This is a genomic window from Pseudoalteromonas sp. TB51 (assembly GCF_000498055.1).
Classification (GTDB): domain Bacteria; phylum Pseudomonadota; class Gammaproteobacteria; order Enterobacterales; family Alteromonadaceae; genus Pseudoalteromonas; species Pseudoalteromonas atlantica.
Genome location: NZ_AUTO01000112.1, coordinates 1 through 8,920, shown reverse-complemented (window position 1 = coordinate 8,920; position 8,920 = coordinate 1). Strand labels below are relative to the sequence as shown.

Genomic DNA, 8,920 nt, shown 5'->3' with positions numbered 1-8,920 from the left:
AACAGGGTTGAGCGGTAATCATCGTCTAGCCCTGCCATTTTCTTTTTCCTCGCCATACTAGCTGACTTAGATGTATCTTGTTTAAAAAGCGCCATGGCTATCTTTCGCATTACATTAAACATTAATGGCCCTTGAAGTTTGCGTATTCTCGATTCATCTTCTCTGAAGTTCATATCAAGCATCCAATGCATGCTTTCAACCTGCCAGTGACTGCGTACCGCATTGAGTGCTTGCGCTGCATTTAAGTCTAATGAACTTATATACCAGCGTGTTTCAGTGGTATCCGACCCTGCCGACTTATCATGAACTTCAGCCCTGACCTTAATAATACTCGTTAAGCCAGGCCAACGATAATCCTTGCCTAACCAGCTTTTATCTATAAGTAACTGCTGGCATGTACGTGTTTCAACACGCCCATGTCCTGAGCTTATTTCGGTATATTCATCACAATTATGCTGAGTTAACCTTTCACGCTCGCACTTGTGCCACCACGCTTCTAGTTCCTTTTGCATGCCTGAATGATTACCTTTAAGTGCAAGAATATAATCTGCTTTTTGTTGGATGATTTGTTTTGCTATTTCTTGTTGGCATCCCATCGCATCTAACGTAATGATACTGTTTTCAATATCGAGCAGGGTGAGTAATTCTGGTATTGCGGTGATTTCATTTGTTTTATTATCAACAGCCGTCTGCCCAAGCACTAACTGGTGTTGGCAACTCCATGCACTGACCGTGTGTAAGGCACTTTTTCTGTCTTTTGTGGTAAATGAACGTCGTGCGGTTTTGCCATCGATAGCGATGATATCTGCACCTGTGGTTTCAATCAGTGATGATATCCAAGATTGAAATGCCCTTTCTATTTCATTTGCTTTTAACCGACACATGACGCGAGCAATCGTGTCATGTTTTGGAATTCCTGCGTTGAACGTACCGTATTTTTTTAACCAATCAAGCTTTAGGTGCCCAAAGTCTTCAATATCTTCCCATCCTTCTGCACCAGAGAGTACAGCGCTAATAGCAAGGAGAAGAATATCGATAAGTTCATGCTTTTTACAACGTTCAATGCGAGGATCTGTAATTGAATTAAAATGTTTCAGAAAAGTAGTGCTCATATTTATGCGACCAAGTAATTATTATGCCTTGATCTGATCACTACTTGCTCTATAAGTTCAATTTATAATGATCTTGCCGTGCGCAAGTATTGTAACTCAGATAATCAATGCTGGTATTACAGTAATAACCGCAATAGACAACAAAGAATATAACAGCCAACTTATTGATGAAAACCCGTTTGAGTTACTTGCCATGTTGATGATCTTCATGCGAGCAAATGAAGAGAGTGAAACCAAATCTCAACGTGTACGAGATGTATTGAAACAGCAGTGTGATGATTGGAGTGCGGGCAAGCGTGGATTCAGAGTAAATTGTGGTAAGCCGCCTAGTTGGACTGTGTGGAATGATGATAAAAAAATATTTGAATTTGAGCCACATCATAAAAAAATTATGCTCCGCAAAATAGAGCTTTTTAAAAAAGGATATGGCGGCATAAAAATAGCAATGTTAATTAATAGTGAGTTTGGTGCAGGCACTATTCATCATACTGGTGCCAATGTATATAAAGAGGTTAAGCGTCGTTCACTTATTGGTGAGCTCAATGTAAAAGTAGGGAATGCAGAGTATGGCCTTAAAGGTTATTATCCTCCGCTGATGAGTGAATCTGAATTTAACTTTTTAGTCGCTGATTCATCTAAGCGTGGCGCTACTAAACAATCACAGAAGTTTGTTGGTATTTTATCTGGGGTAGGTGTATTTAAATGCGGCAATTGCGGAAAGTCTGTAGGTTCACATGTTGTTTATCGAAACAAATGTTTGAATGAAGTAAAAAGCAGCCATAAACGATATGGCTGTGTTGAAGCACGGCGAAAAAATAACTGTGAAATGAATTCAACCGTCCAAATTGATGTGATAGAAAAAGCAGTTGTCACTTTTTGCCAAGATAAGGTTAACCTACAGCGTATTTTGTTAAAAGGTGGAGATAGGGAGGCCATTAACAGCCAAGAGGCTAATCTTAGGGCGCGTTTAGTTAAAATTAATGGTGATATAGATTTATTTACTGAGGCTCTTCTGACTTTAAATGGAACTCCGCCACAGGCCATTGCTAACAAAATATCCAAACTTGAGTCTGAGGCACGTGATGTTGAGTCGCAGATTAGTATTAGTAAAAATAAGTTAGCTAGAATTGATAACTCATTTCGTGATGAAGTAACTGATCGGTGGTTATCAATTACTAAAAACCTTATAAAACTTTCCAACGACGAACGTCTAGCTATTCGTCAACTAGTTAAAGACACTTTTAAAAGCATCAGTTTACAATTAAATACATTTAGCGGCGATAAAGGTGGCCTCAATAATGTATTTGAGCGTCTGTTAGGTACCTCAAATGCTGATTACTTTGAGCTTTTACTTGAATTTCATAATGATAAGAGGCGTTTGTTACGTCTGCATAAACATACTGGTGAGCTAGTTAGTGGTTATGACTTTTGACGTAATTACGAAGAGGTCAGTTGCAAGTTTAACCTTGCAACAGGCCATACTTAATATTACTTAGCTAAAGGGCTTAGCTATTGAGGTTCTTTAAAATAATTAGGGTCAATACTTGTAAACTTAGAACAAAAGGTTTCAATAGTGTGGGCCAACATGGCTTCAAAGACCATTGACTCAACAACCATTCCTGACTGAATAATCTTACCTTGATTGGTAATTATCGCTAGCGCAAATCCTTTTTGCATTTGAAGTCCATCATTATTAGAAAAAATAATTTGCATAGAAACCTTTAATTTATTAAAAAAAGAATTGGTTAGCTTGAAGTTTTAATTAATCAAACTAATAGTACTATGATAACTAATTTCAATAAATTTCAAAAGTTTAGTGATTTTTTTGATGAACTTCTGAATACCTCCGCCAAATGGAGATTTACGTTTCATCTTGATTAAAATTCAGAAAAATATACAAAATTTTATTTAATTTTTTTTAGATAAATGGAGGATAAAGTAATTTTATTTGTGTTTTTTTTAAGCGATCGTTAGGGTTGGTTCATTAATTGTTCAATATTTTTATTATCAATAGGTAGGCTTAAGTTATTTTTCACACTGAATTATTTATGCACTTAAAGTGTAGGTTTACTTTCTGGACTTTTTAATAAGCTTGACTAAAACTATTGTTAGTATGGTCGCAGGTAATAGCCAAATATAATCAGTCATATTGTTCTACCTCAAAGTTAGGAACTTTTTTAACCTTAATGATTTTTATTCTTTTTGCAAATTTAGCCTACATAAACGTGATTTTCTATTTTTACCCATCGCATGGCCCTAGTTAATTTCAGGACAATTAACGAGGACAAATCATGAAAAATATTAAATCTCAATTTATTCGCCAATACGTTCGAGCCAGTAGATCTCCGTGGGATGACTGCTCTACAATTTTATTGTTAGCAGATGTAGTTAATGAACAAACATTAGAGTTAAATTTCAATAATTACATCTATTTACATAGAGATAGCGTTGGAAAAATACTTGGCATTAGTATTTCAAATAGTATGTTGGAAAAAAATCCAAGTTTTGAGAATAGGTATTTAGAAGGGCGCGACATGACGCTTTTTTTACTTATCTACATAGAGCAAATAACACAGTTTTGTGAGCTGTTCTCTGAAGAGTTCCAGCAAATATTTATGCAAACGCCAACTGCATTTTTTGCAGCAACAGAAAGTGATTGGGTCGATATTATCGACAATGCATAACCCCCTAAGCGAACATTTGTTCGCTTTTTTAAAAATTTTTTTCGTAAACCGTTTTAAATACCCATGTCTGATTTTATTTACTAATACGTTATCGATTTTGATAACAAACCACACAAGGATAGTTATGAACATGCAAAATAGATATGTATCAACATTGGATTTTTTAAATTTATTACAAACATTTAGCCGAGTAATCTCCGCTAATGACCATCAGATAAACTTATTAGAATTACGCAGTGATAATGCGAATTTAGATGAGCTGTGGGAGGTTATTGGCCCTGAAATTACAGCAAATAGAGCGCTCAACCAGTATGCTATGCGAAAACTCACCTACGAGATTATGCATGCTCTAATTAGCGACCCTGTAGAGCGTGTGGAGCTGCCGTGCGACTTTGAAGATGATGTTTTTGCTTAGTGTGAAATTGGAAATAATTAGCAGTTGAACTAGGTCATAATGGTTATTTTCAAATTAAAAAGTAACAGCCTGATCATGTCTCCCAAAATATGCCGTGAATCATTATTTGCTGATTCGTTGCCCTAACTGCAATAGCGTTTAATAGGGCATTTTACTCAGTTACTGAGTATCAAACCTGGGAGGAGGTCCTGCGCAAATACAGGATTTCGTTACGGTGGCTCAAAAGCGCAGTCATTGTAATCATGTTTGGCAGGGCGCATAGGTCAAATGCAAAGGGGAGGTAGATACGTCTACCTCCCTTTTGCGTATTTCAGTAAGTCAGTTAGTTCACTCAGTAGCCTCATTACAAATCATAGTGGCGTGGTCAAAAAAATTAAAAAAAATAATTAATTTATTTTTTAACCGTCAGAAATGAATTAATAAATTTATAAAAGTGGCAAATGTGCCTGTATTTTTATTTTTTCTATTTTAATACTTTTAGAGTGGTTTATCTTATTGAAATTAAATGAAATATTCACTGTTTTGGTGGACAGTTTATATGTTTGTTGTGGCACTTTATACGAAATGAGTAGGCAATTTATACGGTTTAGGGGGACATGTATGCTGTGAATAAATAAAAATTTTATTTATCAAAAAACTTACCGAAATTTCTTTTATTGGTTGGGCCGCGGTTAGCATAACAGCATAAACTAGAAATGAGGTAGAGAAATGAGCAGTAAAAATTCTCCAAGAATTGTTTTCGGCAATAAGCTGTTACATGCGGGTTATTCGCTCGATATTAATGAGCAGCGATTAATAAATCTCGCGCTGTCTAAAGTAAACTCCAAAAAGTCTAACCCAGGAAAAATTGTGATTTATCCAACGGAATATGCCAAGTGTTTCGGTCTGAGTAAGCACAGCGTTTATGAGCAGCTGAGCGCAGCTGCAGAGTCACTAAGAGATAAATCTGTAAGCATTTTAGACGATAGCGGGCAGTCGCTTTCAATCCCTTGGGTGAGCAATGTTACATACGAAAAGCTGAAAAATCAGGGCTCGTTTATTGCACTGGAGTTTTCAGAAGCCATCGAGCCCTATATTTTTAATATAGAGGGTGATTTCACACGATTATATTTTCATAACACAGTAAAACTTAACACGTTAGCATCATTTCGGTTGTATGCCCTTCTAAACGAGGTGCGAAATTATAAAAATTACAAACGACGGGGCTCTGTAGTCCTGAATTTACAACTACCAGAGATGAAAAAGAAGTTGTTTTTATCCGAATCATACGGAGCATGGCGGGATTTTAAGGCTCGCGTACTCATACCCGCTATTGAAAAAATCAATGCTCACACAGATATATGCGTAACGTTTAGGCCAAAAAAAATGGGCAATTGTATTACTGCGATTGAGTTTGCGTACTTTACCCAATGCCCTAGTAAAAGTGAACATATAGCACGGCCGAATCTATTTCGCCGCCCTAAAGTCAAAAAAGGGTCAGCTAAAGAAGGTGTCTGGGCTCGTGAAAACCTCAAGCTATTAAGAACCTATGAGTTGTTAAAACAGAATCAAAACCCTGATTTTAGGTTGGCAAAAGTCGATATAAGGCGCTGTATAACGTATGCAAAAATCCTTGGTGACGATGAAACTAAGATTTTTTACTCTAAACAATTGAACAAAAAAACCATAACGCCTTAATGTTTATACTACTGCATTACGAGTAAAACATTTCATTAATTTCTTCACACAATTTAGTTCGGTATATTATTGAGGCACGCAGCAGCTCAGCATCACTTTCACTGAGAAGTGGTGCTCGTGTTTTTTTGTCGTAACGTTCAGGTAGCTCCGTAAGTAGCTGCTCATGTAATCGCTTTATATCATCAAAAATTTTGACCGACTGAGAGAATAAAAAAATCTTACTGTAATCTGCTTCTTTTAACGAGGCCAAATATTTTAGTAAAATGACCTGTCGTGCCGTTTTATTTTTAAATGAATGCTCAATTTCAATTGCTGCAACAGAGCCATCTAGGAGTCGCACAGCACCATCCACAGTTCGTGTATCAGATAGGTTATTAATACGTTTAAATTCAGGCTCGGTAATAAACCCATTCCACATTGGTGCGTACGTTTCATCACTGTGGTAATTATGTATACCGCGCAGCATGACAAATGCATTAATCAGGTTATGCATTACATTGTTTTGATTGAACTGCAGAGCAGGGTTTCTATTCGCTCTAAAATGTATATCGATGCCCATTAACTCCTCTGCAAATTTGGCTGCAGTATAGGTAGGCACGTAGACACGACCATCTGGACTTCGGTGTGTTTTTACCACACGCAATAGCCCATCGTTTTCTAGCCGGTTTAAATGCTCTAATGCCAACCGATGATTGATGCCATATAACCAACGAACAATGCCTGGGGTAATAATGGAAAATCGAATCGCGATTAATACGGTCAACCTAGTTCGGTTAACCCCTTTTTGATGATTGTTTGCGCCTGGATAATACCGCATATCAATATCAAAATAGCGAGGGTAGTGAGTGAGAAGTAAGTTGTTCGTTTCTAAATCTTTTGATGGTTGCTGAGTCAATTCACAAAAGCCTTTTGGTGAGTTAATTGTTAAAATTAACTAGCACCGCAACACAAAAATTATCATCATTTTATAAATGTATTTCCGTTTTTCATTCCGAGATGCTCTGACAGCATGCACGGAATCATTGTCGCGATAATTATCGCAACAAAAACCGCTGTCAGCGGATGGTTTCTCAACTTCGTTGTTCAACCATAGGGTCTAAAACGCCCGCCAGCTCTGGTGTTGCTCCGCAACGAGCTGACTCGACGCGCTATCGCGCTAGCGTTGTAGACCCCGCGCGAATGTACGAGCTACGCTCCGTACTGACCGCCATACTGCCGCTTCAGACAATGCGATGGGTGCCCCATTATCCGCATTTTTCTTCGCTTTTATTTTCTACGAAAATAGATGGTTCGATATCAATTTGTGCCAAATTTTAATCGAATTTCGCTGATGCGAAACACTATCGCGGTCAGTACAGACCAGCTGTACATTCGCGCTTTCTCCATGTGTCTACGGCTTCGCCTACACCACATTACGCGCTTGTTGGCCTCATTCTGAGGCGCTATTTTGCAGTTTTTCGTGCCGAAAAATGCGTTTTAAAAAACCTGTCTTGCAGACAAAAACCGCCTTCAAATTAAACTAATTAATAAAGTTTTTTAGAAAATAATAAGGGGTTTTTACTTAATAAAATTAGGTGAAGTAAGGGGAGGGGGAACTACTTATGCAAACTGTTTGTTGCTGAGCTGCGCAGTCAAACGAGTTTGTTTTTTATCACGAAATCATTAAATTTAAAAGTATAAATTAATGATTATTAGGTTTAAAAAATGAAAAATAATGACGTTACTGATATTGCTATTAATCCAACAACAGGACTACCTATCACAAATGCGAGTTGCAATATCGTAGATGTTGGTGGCAATGTGGTAGGTCAACCAGACAGAGTAATGACTGTTTATGAAATTGAAGAGTCGATAGCCGATTCAAACAATGATGACTGTTTTGATGCATTTGACTCGTTTGATGATGGTTTTTAATGCACAAAATATTGAAAACTATTAATCAATATCGAATAGAAGTCGTCTATTCGACTATTGCATTCATTGGCTCAGCTATACTATTTTTTCAATATCAATCAACTCAAAATTTTGCGTGGTTTATTTCGCTCACTTTATTCTGTAGCAAAATGGCTATTGGCATAATTAACTATGAGCAATATTGCCAAAGCAATAAGCGTAGTATGAAGATAGCGCTCAAATATTTGTTATTTAAATTTGTATAAAACCTGTTTATTTGTCCTAAACACAAAGCGCTCCGAGTTAATCAGGCGCTTTTTTAGTTTTATAAGTATTTAAGTTTTTGACCAGTCTGCCTTTAAGCTAGTTAAAATATTTTGATTCGACAAACATCAACGTATAAATTATGAAATATTAGATATCAAGTGTGGGCTTGTGGGTACCATCATTTCAGATGATTTTGAGCCACAGCTTGAGAATAACTACAATTTGAAGTAAAACAGGGCACAAAAATTGATATTTTTGATTAGAGCTTCAATTTTAATTTAGAGTAAAAGTATTTTCAGTTAGTGCCAGAGTAGGTCGGATAAGCTAAGCGCCATCAGACACAGTAAAATACTTTACCAATTATTATGTTGTCGAGTGGCTGGAGAGTGCCAAAAGCGGACACTTCTAGTCAATGGTGAGCAACGAATTTATAGCTTGCACAAATATCAGATGTACCTAAAAGTATTTGTAAGTTTAATTAAAGCAATATAGCTGACGAATCCCCACGAATGGCGTAGATAAAACAAATAGTTAGAGGCGAAGGGAACATTCATGGCAGTTCCCGATCTGATCTTTCGCCAAAAACACCTAACCATGAATGCTGCCATGAATGTAAAAACAATGCTCGCCGATTTCCTCTCATTTGTCACCCCCAAATGTATGCACAAAGCCCGATTTTTAGCTGTGGGGGCGGCAGTACAAAGCTTGATGCAGAATGGCCAATGCACGGTAACGGCTATCGGCCGTAATTTTGACAGTGAAACGTCATAAAAACACGGCATCAAACGAGCTGACCGTTTGCTAAGAAATGAAGCGCTTCAAGCAGAGGCGCCGCTTATTTATGGCGAAATGACCCGCTTGCTACGTCAGGG

8 protein-coding genes and 1 pseudogene are annotated in these 8,920 nt (G+C 37.3%); 6 read left to right on the top strand and 3 right to left on the bottom strand.

Annotated elements, in window-relative coordinates; genetic code table 11:
* The coding region (locus tag L650_RS0105755) for an ISAs1 family transposase (protein ID WP_029771904.1) at positions 1–1,112 on the bottom strand (1,112 nt) is incomplete at its 3' end.
* Between the two features lie 208 nt (positions 1,113–1,320).
* On the opposite strand from L650_RS0105755, the gene L650_RS0105750 reads away from it, so the two are divergent.
* On the top strand, positions 1,321–2,544 hold the full coding sequence (locus tag L650_RS0105750) for a zinc ribbon domain-containing protein (protein ID WP_223230541.1): 1,224 nt from the start codon (positions 1,321–1,323) through the stop codon (positions 2,542–2,544).
* 77 nt (positions 2,545–2,621) lie between these two features.
* On the opposite strand, the gene L650_RS0105745 is transcribed toward L650_RS0105750, so the two are convergent.
* The gene (locus tag L650_RS0105745; protein WP_004589242.1) at positions 2,622–2,825 is read right to left on the bottom strand and encodes a hypothetical protein; all 204 of its coding nucleotides are present in this window, start codon (positions 2,823–2,825) and stop codon (positions 2,622–2,624) included.
* Positions 2,826–3,403: 578 nt separating this feature from the next.
* On the opposite strand from L650_RS0105745, the gene L650_RS0105740 reads away from it, so the two are divergent.
* The 3 genes from L650_RS0105740 (at position 3,404) to L650_RS0105730 (ending at position 5,888) form a co-directional block, all read left to right on the top strand.
* The gene (locus L650_RS0105740) at positions 3,404–3,796 is read left to right on the top strand and encodes a hypothetical protein (RefSeq protein ID WP_029772495.1); all 393 of its coding nucleotides are present in this window, start codon (positions 3,404–3,406) and stop codon (positions 3,794–3,796) included.
* A gap of 130 nt (positions 3,797–3,926) precedes the next feature.
* Positions 3,927–4,211, top strand: coding sequence for a hypothetical protein (locus L650_RS0105735; RefSeq protein WP_029772494.1), 285 nt, complete (start codon positions 3,927–3,929; stop codon positions 4,209–4,211).
* A 708-nt stretch (positions 4,212–4,919) separates the two neighbouring features.
* Positions 4,920–5,888, top strand: coding sequence for a replication initiation protein (locus L650_RS0105730; protein WP_029772493.1), 969 nt, complete (start codon positions 4,920–4,922; stop codon positions 5,886–5,888).
* A gap of 16 nt (positions 5,889–5,904) precedes the next feature.
* Here the strand turns inward: L650_RS0105730 and L650_RS0105725 are convergent, their stop codons facing one another.
* Positions 5,905–6,783, bottom strand: a complete 879-nt coding sequence (locus tag L650_RS0105725) for a hypothetical protein (protein WP_029772492.1) — start codon at positions 6,781–6,783, stop codon at positions 5,905–5,907.
* 809 nt (positions 6,784–7,592) lie between these two features.
* Between L650_RS0105725 and L650_RS0105720 the strand changes: the two genes are divergently transcribed.
* Positions 7,593–7,802: a hypothetical protein gene (locus tag L650_RS0105720; protein ID WP_029772491.1), complete on the top strand. Its 210-nt coding sequence runs from the start codon at positions 7,593–7,595 to the stop codon at positions 7,800–7,802.
* Positions 7,803–8,654: 852 nt separating this feature from the next.
* Positions 8,655–8,920: pseudogene (locus L650_RS24490) on the top strand (IS4 family transposase); the annotation flags it as partial.

Excerpts from the sequence above, each read along its gene's own strand:
- L650_RS0105730 (WP_029772493.1), top strand. The coding sequence starts at position 4,920 with ATGAGCAGTAAAAATTCTCCAAGAATTGTTTTCGGCAATAAGCTGTTA.
- L650_RS0105750 (WP_223230541.1), top strand. The coding sequence starts at position 1,321 with ATGCGAGCAAATGAAGAGAGTGAAACCAAATCTCAACGTGTACGAGAT.
- L650_RS0105720 (WP_029772491.1), top strand. The coding sequence starts at position 7,593 with ATGAAAAATAATGACGTTACTGATATTGCTATTAATCCAACAACAGGA.
- L650_RS0105735 (WP_029772494.1), top strand. The coding sequence starts at position 3,927 with ATGCAAAATAGATATGTATCAACATTGGATTTTTTAAATTTATTACAA.
- L650_RS0105740 (WP_029772495.1), top strand. The coding sequence starts at position 3,404 with ATGAAAAATATTAAATCTCAATTTATTCGCCAATACGTTCGAGCCAGT.
- L650_RS0105745 (WP_004589242.1), bottom strand. The coding sequence starts at position 2,825 with ATGCAAATTATTTTTTCTAATAATGATGGACTTCAAATGCAAAAAGGA.